Annotated in this window: 7 protein-coding genes; 5 read left to right on the top strand and 2 right to left on the bottom strand. The window is 46.3% G+C overall.

All coding sequences use genetic code 11. From position 1 onward, the window contains the following. Nucleotides 1-49 precede the first annotated feature (49 nt). From L0992_16385 to L0992_16375, 3 genes are all read left to right on the top strand, one after another. Entirely contained in the window at nucleotides 50-1639 is a 1590-nt protein-coding gene (locus L0992_16385; protein XGB69625.1) for a response regulator, read from the top strand. Then, nucleotides 1633-1965 (top strand): Hpt domain-containing protein, encoded by a 333-nt coding sequence (locus L0992_16380; protein XGB69624.1) that lies wholly within the window; start codon nucleotides 1633-1635, stop codon nucleotides 1963-1965. Before L0992_16385 ends, L0992_16380 begins: the two co-directional genes overlap by 7 nt. A 432-nt stretch (nucleotides 1966-2397) precedes the next feature. Continuing rightward, on the top strand, nucleotides 2398-3294 hold the full coding sequence (locus L0992_16375) for a sigma-70 family RNA polymerase sigma factor (protein ID XGB69623.1): 897 nt from the start codon (nucleotides 2398-2400) through the stop codon (nucleotides 3292-3294). A 233-nt stretch (nucleotides 3295-3527) separates the two neighbouring features. Here the strand turns inward: L0992_16375 and L0992_16370 are convergent, their stop codons facing one another. Both L0992_16370 and L0992_16365 read right to left on the bottom strand, forming a co-directional pair. After that, the gene (locus L0992_16370; protein ID XGB69622.1) at nucleotides 3528-3884 is read right to left on the bottom strand and encodes a hypothetical protein; all 357 of its coding nucleotides are present in this window, start codon (nucleotides 3882-3884) and stop codon (nucleotides 3528-3530) included. Nucleotides 3885-4102: 218 nt separating this feature from the next. After that, nucleotides 4103-20302: a tandem-95 repeat protein gene (locus tag L0992_16365; protein XGB69621.1), complete on the bottom strand. Its 16200-nt coding sequence runs from the start codon at nucleotides 20300-20302 to the stop codon at nucleotides 4103-4105. A gap of 186 nt (nucleotides 20303-20488) precedes the next feature. On the opposite strand from L0992_16365, the gene L0992_16360 reads away from it, so the two are divergent. Further along, nucleotides 20489-20851: a hypothetical protein gene (locus tag L0992_16360; GenBank protein ID XGB69620.1), complete on the top strand. Its 363-nt coding sequence runs from the start codon at nucleotides 20489-20491 to the stop codon at nucleotides 20849-20851. Nucleotides 20852-20854: 3 nt separating this feature from the next. Beyond that, a complete protein-coding gene (locus L0992_16355; protein ID XGB69619.1) occupies nucleotides 20855-22204 on the top strand; it encodes an HlyD family type I secretion periplasmic adaptor subunit in 1350 nt (449 codons plus the stop codon).

The raw sequence follows: 22204 nt of genomic DNA, 5'->3' as shown, positions 1-22204 counted from the left end.
ATGTGCAACCTGACACCTAAATTAAAAATAACATTTGGTATTGAGGAAAATGGATTTGACCTTACCACCAGACCTACGGGTTTTGATTGTCGACGACTCTAAAAGTGCAACGATACTTATCAAGCAACAATTGGCGAGCCTTGGTATTTCGCGCGACTGCATCTTTATTGCAACCGATTATCGACAAGCCATAAAAGCGGTCGAGACGCACTCTTTTCATGTACTCCTCATTGATTACCACTTAGAGCAATCCTTTACGGGGTTTGAGTTGTTGGGCATTCTTTACCGAAATCGACTTATTGATCATACGGTTGCTACGATTCTACTTTCCGGTGATATGCGTCAGGAAACAGTTCTAACCGCCCTATCCGGCGAAGCGCATCATTTCATTTCTAAACCGATTCATACACAGTCGTTGGGTAAGAAAATCCAAAACGCAGTGTTCGAATCTCAGCAAATTGATCAGCTAAACCGCCTCTACCCGATTAACACACCTGAAGTGCTGAAACAGGCGCTAGCGATTCCTAGTAACCAAGTGAACGTACAATTCGAAGCGACACTGATCGAGCACTTAATCGCAGGTAAAAAGTGGGACTTGCTTTCAAATGTCCTCACGACTTCGAAAACAAAAATGCACCCGACAAAGTTAGTTGCAGAGGCATTGATTTTAGACAGCTTAGGCAAACCGAACCTAGCGATAGAGAAACTGCACAATTACTTGATTGTTCAACCACTGTCACTAAACGTGATTGATTGCTTAAGCTGTATCTACGAAAAACATAAGATGTTACTGCCTGCGCTTAAGCTAGCGATACGAGCATTTGAAATGACGCCGAGCATCAGCCATCGCGCAATCAGAGCGATCGACTTGGCCGAGAACGTCGACAACACGCACATGTTGATTAAGCTTGGGGAAATGTACGCAACCCACATTTCGTCTGCTGATATTGATGTGATTAATTCGATAGGCACGCACTACGACTCTTTAAAAGCGACTTACCAACGAGAAACTCAAACAAGTAACAAACGTATGTTGCTTGAGCACGCCAACCAATTCACGGAGTTGGTGAATTTAAAGCTCCCCGCAAAGCTACAGCAACAAGTTTTAGCCAGCCTTGCCCTGTTCCAAAGTAGTATATTGCTGATAGAAAACAGCCCATTGGTAGCCCACAAGAAAGTGATACGAGCAACCAAGCTGTTATCGAATCATTTTTTCAACCAACCGACTTCGCTGCTAGCTCAACTGTTGCCTCTGCTTAGTCACTTTGGCGAATATTCGTTGTACCACCTTGTAGCGGAATGCCTCAAATCTCGTGGTGAGCCAGTACAAGAACAACTGGCGTCAAACAAAGCCGACCCGTCCACTTGCATCAATATCGGAAATTCGGGGTCGATCCAAGAATTAAAAGATTACATTCACAATTACCCTTATTCAGTCGCCGCTAAACTTGACTATCTATATGCCGTCAATAACGCTCACATAGAGGTAAACCTTAGCGACGAATACGTAGAAGAACTGACACAACTAGAACTTCCACCAAGATGGAACCAATGGATCAGTGATTCATCAAGGTATGGTTTTTCCACTAAGCCACCTAGCCCATTCTCAACAAGCAGCCGACAGGAGTCTATATGCTAGATTTTGATGCTTTAAATGCCTACTTAGATAATGACAGAGAAGTGATTTACGCTGTGCTGTCGACTTACCAAGAAGACCATGGCAATTCACTCGAAGAGATAGAAGAATTAGTACAACAACAAGATTGGGGCAAGCTTCATTTCACTGTGCATACCTTGAAAGGCATATTAGCCAGCTTTGGCGAAGAAACTGCTACTGTGGCCTTAGAAAGAGTCGAACAAAACACACTTAATAAACTTGCGCCACAAGACGACGATCTTTCCGTTATCTACAGCGAGGTGAAGATCATCAATCAGCAAATCGACGAAGTACTTGCCACTTACTAGTCTATACATTGAGCTTTCAAGCATCGCTTTTTAAGCTTTGTATAGCGGTCAATATCCACAGAACAGGTCTGAGAGCTGAGGAACTTTGGAAACATGGAACCTCGACTCTTGCCATTTTCGTCTCATTTTCCCTACCAATTATATAGCTAACTCACACCTATAAATTCACTCAACTTATCTACATATACCGATGTATAACACATGCTTTATAAACCATGCATCCTCATGTTTTAGTTGAAATAACGCCCCTCTTAATAAGATGCAACTTAGTTAAATATTTGTAGATGCTTTTGTGACGAAAACATATGAAATTGCATTTTATTTATTGGTAAAGGAGAAAGTGTTATCTACACTCTAATGAAACCAAGCGTTAATCACTTGGTGGCATAATAATAAAATAAAACGTTCAGTCGGCTAGATAAGGACAAGTAAATGAACAATGACAGTTTTGCTGCGTTTCAGGGGCTCACGGATGACACACCCATTAAAGAATCATTTTCTGCCAACGCAGAACCTTATGCTCACTATCTAAAGGATATTGTGGGCATTGATCTGTTGTCGCGTGAAGATGAACTTTATTACGCGAAATTAAATCGTGCGGGAGATAAACAAGCGCGCGACGTAATGATCGAATCCAACTTGCGACTTGTTGTAAAAATCGCGAAAAGTTACCTAAAGCGTAAAGGCAACAACTTCACGCTGCTAGACCTTATCGAAGAAGGCAATATTGGTCTCATTAAGGCGATTGATAAATACGATCCAGAACCTGGTTATCGTTTTTCGACCTATGCCGTTTGGTGGATTCGTGAAAACATTGAAGCCGCTTTAATGAACAAAGGACGTACTGTCCGCTTACCTGCTCATGTCTGTAAAGAGATTAATAGCCTTGCCTCAAAGAAACTCGATGTCAGCAAAAAGATGAGCAAAGAGGTCTCAATCTCTGAGCTATCGAACAGCTCTGGCGTAAAAGCTGAGCGTGTCGATCAACTGGTCGCATTAAGCGGGTTTATTGACGTAACAACAACAGTAGGCATCAGCCATGCTCCGCTCGTGTTAGAACAATGCGAAAGCGAATACATCCCCGACCCTCAACAAGACTGTGAAGATCAATCATTCACACACGCGCTTGAAGAGATCATCAACACACTGCCACCAAAGTTGCAGAAGGTGCTCATTCATCGTTTCGGCTTCTTCGACAACAAAGTAAAAACGTTATCCGAGGTTGGACAAATGTTGGATGTGAATGTGTCGAATGAGCGAGTTAGACAGATGCAGAAAGAAGCCGTCGAGAGAATTCAAAAGCGACTTAAATTCGATGGTTGGGTCTAAGTAACTAAGAAGTCGCTAAGTTATGAAGTTATGAAATTAAGCAAACAAAACTGATCGGCTAGAACGCTAAATAGCTAGATTAGACATTTAAAGAACAATCATAAGGGTGAGCTTTCAAGCTTGCCCTTTTTGTTGGTTTTCTTGAAATGCTAGAATGGTAAGAAGTATGCAAGTTAGAGATCTGTTTTGCTAGCTAAACAGGCTTTAAGAACCTAAGAACCACACAGGCGTATTTACTGCCTCCACGAAGTAGTATGTTCGCTGCGCAGAATGAGGTAATTGACGTAGGTAGTTTCAAGGCAGTCTTGATCCCACACAGACAAAATGCGCTTGGCTGCGAAGTAATAATCTTTGTTCCTCAATAACATTCCAACCGTGCGACTGAGTTTCTCAAATCGAACTTGATCGCTGGTAGAAATATAATCATCTTCATTTTGAATAATCGGTGCTAAACCATCGGCAATCCAATTATTTAGAATTTCTCGTATCTCCAATTCAGATTCAGGCACATCCACACTCGACAACTCTCTATATTGAGGTGGTGGCACGATGTACTTGGATGCTTGTGATGAACTGACATATCGATACATGTCGCCCCTCCTTTTAACCGACTCTTCTAATAATTAAGGACATTTTTATTGGTTCACAAGTTGTAATGCCCAGTTTTTGACAGTAATTTTTCAAAGAAAGTAACGATCAATACAGTACAAATATAAAAGCCACGCAAAGCTCGCTCTGCATGGCTTTTATGAGGGTACATTACGCTGCCCTATCTTTGTATTGGCTCAAACGCCCCCAACCTTTCCGGTTAGATTGAGCTTTGATCGAAGTCGTTGCCCTGATCGGTTCCAGTTTGAGAGTCTGAATCGAAGCTTCCAGAGTCGTCCGTGAAGTCAACACCTTGGTCTTGACCACCCGCACTTGTCCAATCACTACCACCAGATTCCATACCGGCCATGTCTGGTTGCTGATCTTGAGTAGAACCTTGCATGGCATATTGATCATCAACCTCAACTTCAACAGAGCCACTAGCACCGTCTATTGAACTACCCAATTCATCGTAACCTTGGAATTGGATCTCGCTAGTACCTTCGTAACCCTCAGGAAGTTCAACCGATACCGACTGATCTAAGTTGCCGCTGATTGTGAAGCTACCATCACCATTGTCCAGTGCGTTGCTCACAGTAGAACCTTCAGGTAAGCCAGACATTTCAGCGTAATCAACCGATTCGTTACCACTCACCTCATCTGGAATCGAAATAGAGATGGTATCTCCCGGAGCCGCTGTCACGTCAGCAACGCTGTCTTCAGCTTCCGTGTCACTGTCTTGAAATTGGTCATCAGCTTGTTGTGCCACTTCCACTTGCTGCTCTTCCGTTGCTTGAGCGGCTTGTACTTGTGGTTCATCACTCTGTGCTGAATCATCGGCTACTTGGATGCTCAAGCTATGGCTCGATACTTCACCACCATCGTTAACATCGACATTCATCACTAAGTTGCCGTCGAAGTCTTCGTTTGGCCAGTATGTCCATTCGCCTTCACCAGATTCAGCGAAGAAGCCTGCATCGTTCGCGTCTGCAACACTAACAACTTGTGCTGTATCGCTAACGCCCAATTCAGCCACTAGCTGAGACTCTGTGATAGCTAATGAACCATCATCCGTTAAGGCATAGCCTTCACTCGCTGCTGCTTCATCGCCACCTTGGATATCTACGTTGAAGAAGCTTTCAATGCGGTTTTCGCCATCGGTCGCTATAAATCCAACTTGAACATCGCCGGTGTAATCTTCAGCAGGTGTGAATTGATAATTGCCTTGGTTATCGCTCTCTATCACGCCCTGACCTTCTATCAAGCTCACTGACTCAATGCTCAAGCTATCGCCTTCTGCATCGCTCAGGTTCGCTAACATGTCTTCGTCAGTGAACGACAAGGTAGCGTCCGCTGCGATTTCGGTAGTTGTGATGCTGTTAACTTCTGGTGCTGCATTCTCTTGTGAGTCGCCCTCTTTCACGACCACGCCAGTTTGCTCATCATGAAGCACGCCATCTTTATCGACTACGTAAGCAATGTCTGCTTCGCCAGTAAAGCCCGGTGCAGGTGTGAACGTCCAGGTGCCATCGCCATTATCGACAATCTCGCCATGACTGCGGTCTGCAAGATGAACCAGTTTCACTTCATCTTCACTGTCTGCATCGACATTCTCAGCCAACCCAATTAGGTCGTCTGCGGTAAGAATGATGGAATCACCCGCTACCGTTTCAAAGTCACCAGAATCGATGCCATCTTCGAACGCTTCTGGCTCATCTCCGTAATCGACAGTGGTTGCACTTACGGTTACGAAGAACTCGCCGTGGAAGTCTTCAGGAGGCGTCATTTGAATGTTTGAGATATCCCAGTCGAACAAGTCAATGTATTGACCCGGTTCAGTGATCATGACGGTGTTCACACCATCAGTCACTTCAAAACCAACAGGGAAACCAGTCATCACTAAGTTACTTAGGGTTTCTGAATCATCGACTAAGCCAACGTTCAATCCTAGGTGACCTGTTTCATCTTCACCGAAGACAAGCGGACCGTCATGGTCGGTTGTAATCACCGCGCCATCCGCAACAGGACGAACGTACACAGGAACATCTAGAACCGTTTCAAACTCACCATCACTCACCACAACTTGTAGGTCAGAAACGCCTGCAAAGTCGCCCGTTGGTGTGAATGTCCAAGTGCCATCACCATTGTCAGTGACTTCACCGCCATCTTCACCGTCTGCAGTGATAATGCGTGAAACAACAAGGTCAGCGGTATCAATGTCACCGAACAGATTCATTAAGTCACCAGCATCGAAGGTGAACGCGCCATCTTCGTCTGTCGTCATCATTGCGTTACCGACATTGAACGGCGCATCGTTAACTGGAATAACGTCTACGTTCAGCGAGCCATCTACCACTTCTTCGCCATCGGTTGCTTGATACCCTAGTTCTACTAAGCCATTAAAGTCTTGAGTAGTGACTAAGTGATACATGCCGTCTGGTTGCTGAGTTAAGGTTGCGTTTGCAGGAGCTCGAACCGTAATGCTTTCGATGCTGATCTCATCACCATCAAGGTCCGTCACTTGATCCGCGATGTACGCTGGGTCAATGACCATCACGACATCTTCTTCACCTTGCATCTGAATGGTTGGGGCCTCTGGAGCATCATTAGTCGCTTCTAGGTCAAGCTTTCCATCAACCGATGTAGTTAACTCACCGTCGCTCACATTAAATGACATTGGTATTTCGCCATTTAGATCTTGAGCTGGTGTAAACGACCAAGTGTCATCACCGTTATCAATTAATGCACCATACTGCTCGTCAATAACAAGATCCGAAGCGGACAGCTCACCATTGGCATTATCAATATCAGAAGCGTTTGCCAACAACATTTCTTGAGTGATAACAATAGTTGTATCTTCGGTACCCTCTATAGTAAGAGAAGTCGACTGAGGTGCATCATTAACTGGATTAACGGTTAAGTCAGCCGTAGCGGTCACCGTATCAGTGCCATCCGTTAGGTCGAAGGAGATATCAATGTCGCCATTGAAATTCGCATCCGGCGTAATTGTGAAGCTGCCGTCATCGTTTGCCGTTACCGTCGCGTTACCACCAACAGACAAGTTCGCTGCCGTTAGGTCATCGGTTTCCACATCGGTCGCTTGTCCCAACAATTGGGCTTGGCTCAAGGTAATCGATGCGTCTTCATTGACCGTGTAAGCCAAATCACCACTTACTGGCGCATCATTAACCGGCTCCACATCCACTTCAGCCGTCGTCGATACTTTCTCACCATCTTCATCGGCAACCACAACCGTTAGACTCACACCACCGTTGAAGTTCTCATTCGGTGCAAAGCTGTAAGTACCGTCATCATTCGCCGTTAAGATGCCGTCAGTGCCCGTGTACGTCACACTGTCTAGGCTGACATCGCCTTCCACATCACTCGATTGAGCCAGTAACTGCGCTTCAGTGAAGTTAATCACTTCATCTTCATTAATGGAGTAACTGGTTGAACCCGCGACCGGTGGATCGTTCACTTCTACAACGGTTAGGCCCGCTGTCGTTGACGCCGTTTCTCCGTCCTCATCACGGATGACAACATTGAAGCTCACATCACCGTTGAAGTTCTCATTCGGTGCAAACGTATACGTACCATCATCGTTGGTTGTAAACACACCATCAGAGCCACCGTAAGTAACGGTACTCACGCTAATATCATCACCATCAATATCTGACGAGTTAGCTAACAACTGAGCGTTACTGATGGTGATCGAGTGATCTTCATTCACGGTATAAGACGTGCTACCCGCCAATGGCGTATCGTTCACCGCATCGACCGTCACACCAATGGTGGCGTCTACCGTTTCCGAACCAGTAGTCACTGAGAAGCTTAGGTCCACTTCGCCATTGAAGTTCTCATTCGGCGCGAAACTGTAAGTACCGTCACCATTATCAGTGAAGACACCATCCGTTCCCGAATAAGTCACTGAATCGACTGTTAAAGTCTCACCATCCGCGTCGGATGCACCCGCAAGCAGTTGGGTATCGGTAAACGATAAGGTGCCATCTTCATCAATGGTGTAGCTAACATCGCTCACCACCGTTGGGTCACTCATCGGATTCACCGTTAAGTCAGCCGTCGCGGTCACCGTATCGGTGCCGTCCGTTAGGTCGAAGGAGATATCAATGTCGCCATTGAAGTCCGCATCCGGCGTAATAGTGAAGCTGCCGTCATCATTTGCCGTCACTGTCGCGTTACCACCGACAGACAAGTTCGCTGCCGTTAGGTCATCGCCTTCCACATCTGTCGCTTGTGCCAACAATTGTGCTTGGCTCAAGGTAATCGACGCATCTTCGTTGACCGTGTAAGCCAAATCACCGCTCACTGGCGCATCATTAACCGGCTTCACATCCACTTCAGCTGTCGTCGATACTTTCTCACCATCTTCATCGGCAACCACAACCGTTAAGCTCACGCCACCATTGAAGTTCTCATTCGGTGCAAAGCTGTAGGTGCCGTCGTCATTCGCCGTTAAGATGCCGTCAGTGCCCGTGTACGTCACACTGTCTAGGCTGACCTCGCCTTCCACGTCGCTCGATTGAACCAATAACTGCGCTTCAGTGAAGTTAATCACTTCATCTTCATTAATGGAGTAACTGGTTGAGCCCGCAACTGGTGGATCGTTCACTTCTACAACGGTTAGGCCCGCTGTCGCTGACGCCGTTTCTCCGTCCTCATCACGGATGACAACATTGAAGCTCACATCACCGTTGAAGTTCTCATTCGGTGCAAACGTATACGTACCATCATCGTTGGTTGTAAACACACCATCAGAGCCACCGTAAGTGACGGTACTCACGCTAATATCATCACCATCAATATCTGACGAGTTAGCTAACAACTGAGCGTTACTGATGGTGATCGAGTGATCTTCATTCACGGTATAAGACGTGCTACCCGCCAATGGCGTATCGTTCACCGCATCGACCGTCACACCAATGGTGGCGTCTACCGTTTCCGAACCAGTAGTCACTGAGAAGCTAAGGTCCACTTCGCCATTGAAGTTCTCATTCGGCGCGAAACTGTAAGTACCGTCACCATTATCAGTGAAGACACCATCCGTTCCTGAATAAGTCACTGAATCGACTGTTAAAGTCTCACCATCCACGTCGGCTGCACCCGCAAGCAGTTGGGTATCGGTAAACGATAAGGTGCCATCTTCATCAATGGTGTAGCTAACATCGCTCACCACCGTTGGGTCACTCATCGGATTGACCGTTAGGTCTGCCTTAGCGGTCACCGTATCGGTGCCGTCCGTTAGGTCGAAGGAGATATCAATGTCACCATTGAAGTCGGCCTCTGGTGTAATTGTGAAGCTGCCGTCATCGTTAGCCGTCACCGTTGCATTACCGCTAACAGATAAGTTCGCTGCCGTTAGGTCATCGCTTTCAACATCGGTCGCTTGTGCCAATAATTGGGCTTGGCTCAAGGTAATCGACGCATCTTCGTTGACCGTGTAAGCCAAATCACCGCTCACTGGCGCATCATTAACCGCCTTCACATCCACGTCGGCCGTTGTCGAGACTTTCTCACCGTCTTCATCGGCAACCACAACCGTTAGACTCACACCACCGTTGAAGTTTTCATTCGGTGCAAAGCTGTAGGTGCCGTCGTCATTCGACGTTAAGATACCGTCAGTGCCCGTGTACGTCACACTGTCTAGGCTGACCTCACCTTCCACGTCACTTGATTGCGCCAGTAACTGCGCTTCAGTGAAGTTAATCACTTCATCTTCATTAATGGAGTAACTGGTTGAACCCGCAACCGGTGGATCGTTCACTTCTGTCACAGTCACATTCATATTGGCTGCAACGGGTTCAGTACCATCTGTCACCGTAAAGTCGAAGCTTACATCACCGTTGAAGTTCTCATTCGGTGCAAACGAGTAAGTCCCATCACCATTATCAGTGAAAACACCGTCTGTACCCGAGTAAGTCACCTCACTAATAGACAGGTCGTCGCCATCAATGTCGGTCGCACCCGCTAGTAAATCGGCATCCGTGAAGGTCAACGTACCGTCTTCTTCTAACGTGAAGTTTTGATCTTCAACCTCTGTCGTATCATTAACAGCCGCAAAGTTAACGTTAATGGTGTTTGAATCCACTAACTCTCCGTCAGTGACGTTATATGTTAACTGAACCTCACCATTAAAGTTCTCACTCGGTGTCAATGTCCAAGTGCCATCTTCGTTATCGACCAAAGTGGCATCATCGCCGACAAGCGCTAGGTCAGTAATATCAAGGTCATCTCCATCTACGTCCAACGCTTGTGCCAACAAGTCCGCTTTCGTAAATAGATATGTGCCATCTGACGTCCCGTCTGCCGTATTACTATCAACTAGGTTCGTCAACTGCGCAGTCAAATCATAATCATTAACCACAAATTCATCACTAACTTCATTACCATCACTAGCCACTGAAGTGAATGATAGCGTTGTCTCTGGGATATGCTTCACCGACAAATTAAATAGTTGAAACCCATGTAATGAGGAACCATCCGCTACACCTATTTCAACTCTTGCAATAGGTTCGTCTGTTTGAACAGAAAAAGAACCATCAGAATCACTAAAACCGCCGACATTAACGTTTTCTTGAACCGTTTGGATCAAATTCCCTTCGAGGTTGTAAGCTAATATTTCAACTTCATTACTTGAAATAAAGCTATTATCAAGCCCATTTAACGTCAGGTTAACTTCATGGACACCTTTTCCATCGAATTCAACAGTAATCGACTCATTATTTTTGAACCCATGTTCAGGACCATATCTATCAGAGTCTCCTAAACCATCATCATAAGTGCCTCTAAAGTCAGTTGCCTTAAAGTCTGTGTTATTTGCGGTTAATGTTACAGTTAAGTCATCTGTACTATGATGGATAGTTTGCGAGTCAATTAATTCTCCCCAATCAGCCATGCTTACAGCATCACCTACTTCTTGAGTCCCTAAAGTCGTTGTAATTATTGCATCTTCATTGGGTACAAAACGCACTTCAGTATCCGGCGCAACATTGACACCTGCCTCTAGAGAGACCCACTCTCCATCAACATTCATTTCAACAACACCATGCTCCGGTTGAGCATCAAGACGTATAGATTCCTCAAATAGAGCGGTTGCTGCCATATCTTCTGTTGCTGAGACATTAATCTCGTCTCCGGCGTCCGGTGCATCATTGACTGCGTTAACCAACAGATCCAAATTTAATTCAGTCAGTACATTACCATCGGTATCTTGTACGTTATAGCTAACCTCAGCATCACCATGGAAATCTGCATCCGGGGTAATGGTAAAGCTACCATCATCATTCTCAGCAACCGTGACATTAACACCAGAGAAAACAATATCACCTATCGTTGCGTCTTCTGGGTCGAGCCCAGCTTTTTCTAGCAGCTCATCTCGTGTGAAGTCCAGTGCGACATCTTCATCGGTTTCCAAGTCGGCAACTGGGTTGACCGTTAGAGCAATATTCGTCTCAACTGCATCGGTACCGTCACTGATATCAAAGGTCAATGCAACATCGCCACTGTAACCCTCGTTAGGTGTGATGGTGAAACTGCCATCATCATTCTCTTCCACCGATGCATTTGCACCAACCTGTACGTTTGCAGCCGTTAGGTCATCACCTTCTACATCCGTCGCCTGTGCCAGTAATTGCTCTTGGCTTAACGTAATAGAGTTATCTTCATTAATGGTGTACGCCAAATCACTGGATACTGGCGCATCGTTGACAGCAACAACCTCAACTTCTGCTGTCGTCGACGCTGTTACACCATCTTCATCCGATACCACAATATTTAAGCTTACGTTACCATTGAAGTTCTCATTCGGCGCAAACGTAAACGTACCATCACTATTTGAAATAAAAATGCCGTCAGTGCCCGTGTATGTCACACTGTCTAGGCTGACCTCACCTTCCACGTCGCTCGATTGCGCCAATAACTGCGCTTCAGTGAAGTTAATCACTTCATCTTCATTAATGGAGTAACTGGTTGAACCCGCAACTGGTGGATCATTCACTTCTACAACGGTTAGACCCGCTGTCGTTGATGCAGTTTCTCCGTCCTCATCTGCGACTACAACATTGAAGCTTACATCGCCATTGAAGTTCTCATTCGGTGCAAACGTGTACGTGCCATCATCGTTAGTCGTAAACACACCATCAGAGCCACCGTAAGTTACGGTACTTACCGACACATCACCTTCTACATCCGAGGAGTTCGCTAACAACTGCTCGTTACTGATGGTGATCGAGTTATCTTCATTCACCGTGTAAGACGTGCTGCCCGCCAATGGCGTATCATTCACCGCGTCAACCGTCACACCAATGGTGGCATCCACCGTTTCTGAGCCAGTTGTCACGGAGAAGCTTAGGTCCACTTCGCCATTGAAGTTCTCATTCGGCTCAAAGCTGTAAGTACCGTCATTGTTGTTTGTTAAAACACCATCCGTTCCTGTGTAAGTCACGGAGTCAATCGACAGCGTTTCACCATCGGCGTCTGACGCACCCGCCAGAAGTTGCGCATCGGTGAACGTTAATGAGCCATCTTCATCAATGGTGTAACTAACATCACTCACCACTGTTGGGTCGCTCATCGGATTAACCGTTAGGTCTGCCGTTGCGGTCACCGTATCAGTGCCATCCGTTAGGTCGAAGGAGATATCAATGTCGCCATTGAAATTCGCATCCGGTGTAATTGTGAAGCTGCCGTCATCGTTTGCCGTTACCGTCGCGTTACCACCAACAGACAAGTTCGCTGCCGTTAGGTCATCGGTTTCCACATCGGTCGCTTGTCCCAACAATTGGGCTTGGCTCAAGGTAATCGATGCGTCTTCATTGACCGTGTAAGCCAAATCACCACTTACTGGCGCATCATTAACCGGCTTCACATCCACTTCAGCCGTCGTCGATACTTTCTCACCATCTTCATCGGCAACCACAACCGTTAAGCTCACACCACCATTGAAGTCCTCATTCGGAGCAAAGCTGTAAGTACCGTCGTCATTCGCCGTTAAGATGCCGTCAGTACCCGTGTACGTCACACTGTCTAGGCTGACATCGCCTTCCACGTCACTCGATTGAGCCAGTAACTGCGCCTCCGTGAAGTTAATCACTTCATCTTCATTAATGGAGTAACTGGTTGAGCCCGCAACCGGTGGATCGTTCACTTCAACAACGGTTAGGCCCGCTGTCGTGGATGCGGTTTCTCCGTCCTCATCACGGATAACAACATTGAAGCTCACATCACCGTTGAAGTTCTCATTTGGCGCGAATGTGTACGTGCCATCATCGTTGGTCGTAAACACGCCATCAGAGCCACCGTAAGTGACGGTACTCACGCTAATGTCATCGCCATCAATATCTGACGAATTTGCAAGTATCTGCTCGTTACTGATGGTGATCGAGTTATCTTCATTCACCGTGTAAGACGTGCTGCCCGCCAATGGCGCATCGTTCACCGCATCAACCGTCACACCAATGGTCGCATCCACCGTTTCGGAACCAGTTGTCACGGAGAAGCTTAGGTCCACTTCGCCATTGAAGTTCTCATTCGGCTCAAAGCTGTAAGTACCGTCATTGTTGTTTGTTAAAACACCATCCGTTCCTGTGTAAGTCACGGAGTCAATCGACAGCGTTTCACCATCGGCGTCTGACGCACCCGCCAGAAGTTGCGCATCGGTGAATGTTAATGAGCCATCTTCATCAATGGTGTAACTAACATCACTCACCACCGTTGGATCGCTCATCGGATTGACCGTTAGGTCTGCCGTCGCGGTCACTGTATCGGTACCGTCCGTTAGGTCGAACGAGATATCAATGTCACCATTGAAATTCGCATCCGGCGTAATAGTGAAGCTGCCGTCATCGTTTGCCGTCACTGTCGCATTACCGCCAACAGACAAGTTCGCTGCCGTTAGGTCATCGCCTTCCACATCTGTCGCTTGTGCCAACAATTGTGCTTGGCTCAAGGTAATCGACGTATCTTCATTGACCGTGTAAGCCAAATCACCGCTCACTGGCGCATCATTAACCGGCTTCACATCCACTTCAGCTGTCGTCGATACTTTCTCACCATCTTCATCGGCAACCACAACCGTTAAGCTCACACCACCGTTGAAGTTCTCATTCGGTGCAAAGCTGTAAGTACCGTCATCATTCGCCGTTAAGATGCCGTCAGTGCCCGTGTACGTCACACTGTCTAGGCTGACATCGCCTTCCACATCACTCGATTGAGCCAGTAACTGCGCTTCAGTGAAGTTAATCACTTCATCTTCATTAATGGAGTAACTGGTTGAACCCGCAACTGGTGGATCATTCACTTCTACAACGGTTAGACCCGCTGTCGTTGATGCAGTTTCTCCGTCCTCATCTGCGACTACAACATTGAAGCTTACATCGCCATTGAAGTTCTCATTCGGTGCAAACGTGTACGTGCCATCATCGTTAGTCGTAAACACACCATCAGAGCCCCCGTAAGTTACGGTACTTACCGACACATCACCTTCTACATCCGAGGAGTTCGCTAACAACTGCTCGTTACTGATGGTGATCGAGTTATCTTCATTCACCGTGTAAGACGTGCTGCCCGCCAATGGCGTATCATTCACCGCGTCAACCGTCACACCAATGGTGGCATCCACCGTTTCTGAGCCAGTTGTCACGGAGAAGCTTAGGTCCACTTCGCCATTGAAGTTCTCATTCGGCTCAAAGCTGTAAGTACCGTCATTGTTGTTTGTTAAAACACCATCCGTTCCAGTGTAAGTCACGGAGTCAATCGATAGCGTTTCACCATCGGCATCTGACGCTCCCGCCAGAAGTTGCGCATCGGTAAACGTTAATGTGCCATCTTCATCAATGGTGTAACTAACGTCACTCACCACTGTTGGGTCGCTCATCGGATTAACCGTTAGGTCTGCCGTTGCGGTCACCGTATCAGTGCCATCCGTTAGGTCGAAGGAGATATCAATGTCGCCATTGAAATTCGCATCCGGTGTAATTGTGAAGCTGCCGTCATCGTTTGCCGTTACCGTCGCGTTACCACCAACAGACAAGTTCGCTGCCGTTAGGTCATCGCTTTCCACATCGGTCGCTTGTGCCAACAATTGGGCTTGGCTCAAGGTAATCGATGCGTCTTCATTGACCGTGTAAGCCAAATCACCACTTACTGGCGCATCATTAACCGGCTTCACATCTACTTCAGCCGTCGTCGATACTTTCTCACCATCTTCATCGGCAACCACAACCGTTAGACTCACACCACCGTTGAAGTTCTCATTCGGTGCAAAGCTGTAAGTACCGTCGTCATTTGCCGTTAAGATACCGTCAGTACCCGTGTACGTTACACTGTCTAGGCTAACATCGCCTTCCACATCATTCGATTGAGCCAGTAACTGCGCTTCAGTGAAGTTAATCACTTCATCTTCATTAATGGAGTAACTGGTTGAACCCGCAACCGGTGGATCGTTCACTTCTACGACGGTTAGACCCGCTGTCGTTGATGCAGTTTCTCCATCCTCATCTTGGATTACTACATTGAAGCTCACATCACCGTTGAAGTTCTCATTCGGTGCAAACGTATACGTGCCATCATCGTTAGTCGTAAACACACCATCAGAGCCACCGTAAGTTACCGTACTTACCGACACATCACCTTCTACATCCGAGGAGTTCGCTAACAACTGCTCGTTACTGATGGTGATCGAGTTATCTTCATTCACTGTGTAAGACGTGCTGCCTGCAACCGGAGCATCATTAATCGGCTTCACATCCACTTCAGCTGTCGTCGATACTTTCTCACCATCTTCATCGGCAACCACAACCGTTAAGCTCACACCACCGTTGAAGTTCTCATTCGGAGCAAAGCTGTAAGTACCGTCATCATTCGCCGTTAAGATGCCGTCAGTACCCTTGTACGTCACACTGTCTAGGCTGACATCGCCTTCCACATCACTCGATTGAGCCAGTAACTGCGCTTCAGTGAAGTTAATCACTTCATCTTCATTCACTGAGTAACTGGTTGAACCCGCGACCGGTGCATCGTTTACTTCTGTCACCGTCACATTCATATTCGCATCAACTGGCTCGGTACCATCGGTTACCGTAAAGTTGAGGCTTACATCACCATTGAAGTTCTCATTCGGTGCAAACGAGTAAGTGCCATCACCATTATCAGTGAAGACGCCGTCTGTACCTGCGTAACTCACATCACTGATAGACAGATCGTCTCCATCAATGTCGGTCGCACCCGCCAATAAATCAGCATCTGTGAAAGTTAACGTACCGTCTTCTTCTAACGTGAAGTTTTGATCTTCAACCTCTGTCGTATCATTAACAGCCGCAAAGTTAACGTTAATGGTGTTTGAATCCACTAACTCTCCATCAGTGACGTTATACGTTAACTGAACCTCACCATTAAAGTTCTCACTCGGTGTCAATGTCCAGGTGCCATCTTCGTTATCGACCAAAGTGGCATCATCGCCGACAAGCGCTAGGTCCGTAATATCAAGGTCATCTCCATCTACATCCGACGCTTGTGCCAACAAGTCCGCTTTCGTAAATAGGTATGTGCCATCTAACGTCCCGTCCGCTGTATTATTATCAACTAGGTCAGTTAATTGCTCTGACAGGTCGACCCCATCAAAATCATCACTGTGTGGGTTGATTGTGATGTCTTCAGTGACTTCAGTGCCATTTTCTGATACGGAGGTGAACTGTAAGGTCGTTTCTGGTACATATTTTGCCGTTACACCAAGTAATGTAAAGCCACCATAAATACCCACTTCTTTATCATCAGCGACGCCAACCTCAACGTGTCCAATTGGCTCATTTGCCGTCACTGTAAAGCTAGCAGTATTGTCTCCATAACCAGACCAAGGAACATCATTTTGAGTGGTCTCTATCAACTCACCGTCAGTGTTGTAGACCAAAATTTCAACGTCATTTCGGTCCCCCCACTTGTCTGAGAACTGCCAATCCAAACCATTCAACAAGAGATCTACCTCATTAATCTCTTGTCCATCAAATGCAATAGAAAGGCTCTCATCCCCTTCAAAACCTGAATCAACATTACTCCACTTAGGAGCGTCTGCATCGCTTAGCCCTTTAAAGAACTTGTGAGTGTGGTTATCAGTATCGAAAGTGGTATTATTGGCAGTGAACGTGATCGTCAGATCATCAGTGACCGATTGAATGGTATGATCATCAATGACCGTCCCCCAATCCTCCAGTTGATCATTTTGAAAGTGCTGTGCTTCTGACTTACCCGCCTCCGCTGTGAACAGTGAATCTTCGTTAGGAACAAAGCGCACTTCAGTATCCGGTGCAACATTGACACCGGCCTCTAAAGACACCCACTCTCCATCAACATTCATTTCAACAACACCATGCTCCGGCTGTGCATCAAGACGTATAGATGCCTCAAATAGAGCGGTTGCTGCTACATCTTCTGTTGCCGAGACATTAATCTCGTCACCAGCGTCCGGTGCATCATTGACTGCGTTAACCAACAGATCCAAATTTAATTCAGTCAGTACATTACCATCAGTATCTTGTACGCTATAGCTAACCTCAGCATCACCATGGAAATCAGCATCCGGGGTAACGGTAAAGCTACCATCATCATTTTCAGCAACCGTGACATTAACGCCAGAGAAAACAATATCACCTATCGTTGTGTCTTCTGGGTCGAGCCCAGCTTTTTCTAGCAGCTCATCTCGTGTGAAGTCCAGTGCGACATCTTCATCAGTTTCCAAGTCGGCAACTGGATTGACCGTTAGAGCAATATTCGTCTCAACTGCATCGGTACCGTCACTGATATCAAAGGTCAATGCAACATCGCCACTGTAACCCTCGTTAGGTGTGATGGTGAAACTGCCATCCGCATTCTCTACCAACGATGCATTAGCACCCGCCTGTACGTTCGAAGCCGTTAGATCGTCACCTTCAGCATCCGAAGCTTGAGCAAGTAATTGCTCTTGACTTAACGTAATAGAGTTATCTTCATTAACGGTGTACGCCAAATCACTCGATACCGGCACATCGTTGACAGCAACAACCTCAACTTCTGCTGTCGTCGATGCTGTGACACCATCTTCATCTGATACCACAATATCTAAGCTTACGTTACCATTGAAGTTCTCATTCGGCGCAAACGTAAATGTACCATCATCGTTTGCTCTGAGTATGCCATCCGTTCCACTATACGTTACAAAATCAATGCTAACATCACCTTCCACATCACTCGATTGAGCCAGTAACTGCGCTTCAGTAAAGTTAATCACTTCATCTTCATTAATGGAGTAACTGGTTGAGCCCGCAACCGGTGGATCGTTCACTTCAACAACGGTTAGGCCCGCTGTCGTTGATGCGGTTTCTCCGTCCTCATCACGGATAACAACGTTGAAGCTCACATCACCGTTGAAGTTCTCATTTGGCGCGAATGTATACGTGCCATCATCGTTGGTCGTAAACACACCATCAGAGCCACCGTAAGTTACGCTACTCACACTAATGTCATCGCCATCAATATCTGACGAATTTGCAAGTATCTGCTCATTACTGATAGTGATCGAGTTATCTTCATTTACCGTGTAAGACGTGCTGCCCGCCAATGGCGCATCGTTCACCGCGTCAACCGTCACACCAATGGTCGCATCCACCGATTCTGAGCCAGTTGTCACGGAGAAGCTTAGGTCCACTTCGCCATTGAAGTTCTCATTCGGCGCGAAACTGTAAGTACCGTCACCATTATCAGTGAAGACACCATCCGTTCCCGAATAAGTCACTGAATCAACCGTTAAAGTCTCACCATCCGCATCTGACGCACCCGCCAGAAGTTGCGCATCGGTGAACGTTAATGTGCCATCTTCATCAATGCTGTAACTAACATCACTCACCACCGTTGGGTCGCTCATCGGATTGACCGTTAGGTCTGCCGTCGCGGTCACCGTATCAGTGCCATCCGTTAGGTCGAAGGAGATATCAATGTCGCCATTGAAATTCGCATCCGGTGTAATTGTGAAGCTGCCGTCATCGTTTGCCGTTACCGTCGCGTTACCACCAACAGACAAGTTCGCTGCCGTTAGGTCATCACTTTCCACATCGGTCGCTTGTCCCAACAATTGGGCTTGGCTCAAGGTAATCGATGCGTCTTCATTGACCGTGTAAGCCAAATCACCACTTACTGGCGCATCATTAACCGGCTTCACATCCACTTCAGCCGTCGTCGAGACTTTCTCACCATCTTCATCGGCAACCACAACCGTTAGACTCACACCACCGTTGAAGTTCTCATTCGGTGCAAAGCTGTAAGTACCGTCGTCATTCGCCGTTAAGATGCCGTCAGTGCCCGTGTACGTCACACTGTCTAGGCTAACATCGCCTTCCACATCACTCGATTGAGCCAGTAACTGCGCTTCAGTGAAATTAATCACTTCATCTTCACTAATCGAGTAACTGGTTGAACCCGCAACCGGTGGATCGTTCACTTCTGTAACGGTAATATTAACATTAGCAGAAACTGGCTCCGTTCCATCCGTGACCGTAAAGTCGAGGCTTACATCGCCATTGAAGTTCTCATTCGGTGCAAAGGAGTAAGTACCATCACCATTGTTTGTAAATACACCATCCGTTCCCGAGTATGTCACCTCACCGATAGATAGGTCATCGCCATCAATGTCGGTCGCACCCACTAGTAAATCAGCATCAGTAAATGTTAATGTGCCATCTTCTTCAACATCGAGTTCTAAATTAGCCACTTCGGCTGCATCGTTTTCTGCGTCAACTTTAATTTGGAACGTTTCGCTTACCGTTTCAGAATCAAAGCCGTCTTCTACTTCGCTGATGGTCTCTTCATCAGAAGCTTGAACATCAACCGCAAATGTCTCTTCTATTGTTTGTGAATCGAGATCATCAACGCCTTGTTGCTCCTCTGATTCAGAAGATGTCGCACTCGGTGCTGCAGATGTAGTTGCGGCCTGCCCTTGAACCTCATTACCTTCGGCGCTTGCACCGCCATCTGAAGCTTCTGTACTTTCACCACCAACTGCTTGAGCCCCCGCTCCTGCGTCACCACTACCTGCTGTGGCATCATCTGCACTAGCCTCTGTTGGTGTACCATCAACCACGTTAGATAGTGCAGCATCTGAATCACTACTGCTTTCTGTCGTTTCTTCTTGAACAGCCGCGCCAGAAGCCGAGGCATCATCAGTATTACCAGCACTAGTCGGATTGTCGTCTAAAGCCTGGTTAACTTCTTCTGCCGCATCCACATTTTCAGCGCCCGTCGCTATTGTCGATGCAATCGTATTCTGTTGGTTTTGCTGCTCCTGCTCTTGGGAGGCCGTACCGGCGTCGCTCACATCCGTTTGTTCTACCGCGTCATTTAGATCTTCATTTTGGTTGTTTTGGTTATTTTCGCCTGCCATTACAGCCTCCGTTGCTACTAGCTAACTGATCGTATTTAGAGGCATTAAAGGACACCATTTTGGAAAACCAAGTTTTTATACAACATTTTTCATATTTTTATTTTTGCGCATAAAGAATCAAAAAAAATTTGAAAACTGTCTTTAAAGATCCTTAGTTATTGTGATTAAAGCAATTAAGGCAGTGGAATGATGATAGACATGACGAATTTGTTGCGTTCAATCGACAACAACCACAAAGGGCTGCAATTGTTATTAGGCGATTTTTATAAGGACTTTTCAGACGCAGCAATGAACATAGAAACGCTTCATAAGGGTAATCGTTTTGACGAACTCAACAACTACTCAAAAAAACTGAAGGCCATCTTAACCTTGCTGTGTGACCAAGACCTACCGCCTAAAATCGCCAAATTGGAACATTTAAGTAAACACGAGTTCCCTGCTCCGGAAGAGCTTTTAGAGGATGTGAAAACTGAACTACAAAACGTCAATCGACAAATCAATCACCTGTTGGAGATTAAGGCTGTGGTTGATGAGAAGTCATCGAGGTAGGTCATGAGCAATAACCAAATAGAGCATCACCTCAGAAAAGCACTCGTATCGAACAACGAGGCGTCTAAGGTCACAGCGGATGACACCATCGTACTTGCGAGTGCTATGACTAGCGTTCATAAAACCTTGCTCATCATATTCCTACTTGCTTTGGTTGCGATTGCCGTGGCGTCACAGGCACGTATCGACATTGTTGTTTCTGTACGTGGCGAACTGCTATTAGAGTCTGATGTTGAGAAGGTTCAACATCTAGAAGGCGGGATTTTAGAAGAGTTATTAGTGAGAAAAGGTGAAGTCGTTTATGAAGGCCAACCTATCGCGCGAATCCGCTCACTCGACCGTAATACTCAGCTCGATACCGTGAACACGGAGATCGTTCAGCTTGAGCTCGACAAGATCCGTTATGAAAGTTTGCGTGACATGGTAGAACCCAATTTCGCCACTTTCATTGAACAGTATCCAGAACAAGTACAGACCAACATGAACACGTGGCGACAAGAGTTCTCTAAGAACCGCTCAAATGAGGAGCTCATCACGCACGATATTAAGCACAAGAATTCCCTCATCAGTTCTATGTTGAAACGCCGCAAGAGTTCAGAAAATCAGCTTTCCTTGATTCGTAAACAACTCAATATCAAAAACACACTCTACAAAGAAGAAATGGCCTCTTATGTCGACGTTCTCAATATGAAAGTACAAGAATCCAATATGGTTCGTGAGATTGAAAACCTTGATGAGTCAGTGATGAATGAACGTTTCCAACTCGACAAATTGGAAAAGCAACACCGAGATTTGGTTGAGAATCGTAACTCTGAATATCAAGCGCAAATCATTCAAGTGAATAAAGACCTTAAGCTAAAACGCATCTTACAACCGCAGCATTCTGACAAGGTTGACCGCCTTATTGTCTACTCACCAGTGGATGGTGTGGTCGACAAACTTCACTTCAACTTCCGCTCTGCGGTAATACCGCCAGGCGAAAGTATCGCTGATATTGCACCAATCAATAACTCGTTACACGGCGAAGCAAAGATCCCACGTAAAGACATGGGTTTTGTTGAGATTGGCCAAGCAGTGAAAGTAAAAATGGACACTTATAACTTCGCCAAATACGGATTTGTTGAGGGAACCATCGCCTCAATCAGCCGTTCATCCTATGAAGAAGAAGACGCTGAATTCTATTTGGCAGAGATTGAAATTGACCAAAACTTTCTTGAACGAGGAGGTACTCAATACAAGTTATCACCTTATATGGAGTTTACTGCCGACGTGAAAACGGGCTCACGCCGTGTAATCGAATACGCTGCGAAACCAGTGATGTCTGCTATCGAAGATGCATTCGATGAGAGGTAA

Origin of the sequence: Vibrio pomeroyi (assembly GCA_041879425.1) — a bacterium.
GTDB classification, from domain to species: Bacteria; Pseudomonadota; Gammaproteobacteria; order Enterobacterales; family Vibrionaceae; genus Vibrio; species Vibrio pomeroyi_A.
The sequence above is the reverse complement of the archived record's forward strand: the minus strand, read 5'-3'. Positions and strand labels throughout refer to the sequence as shown.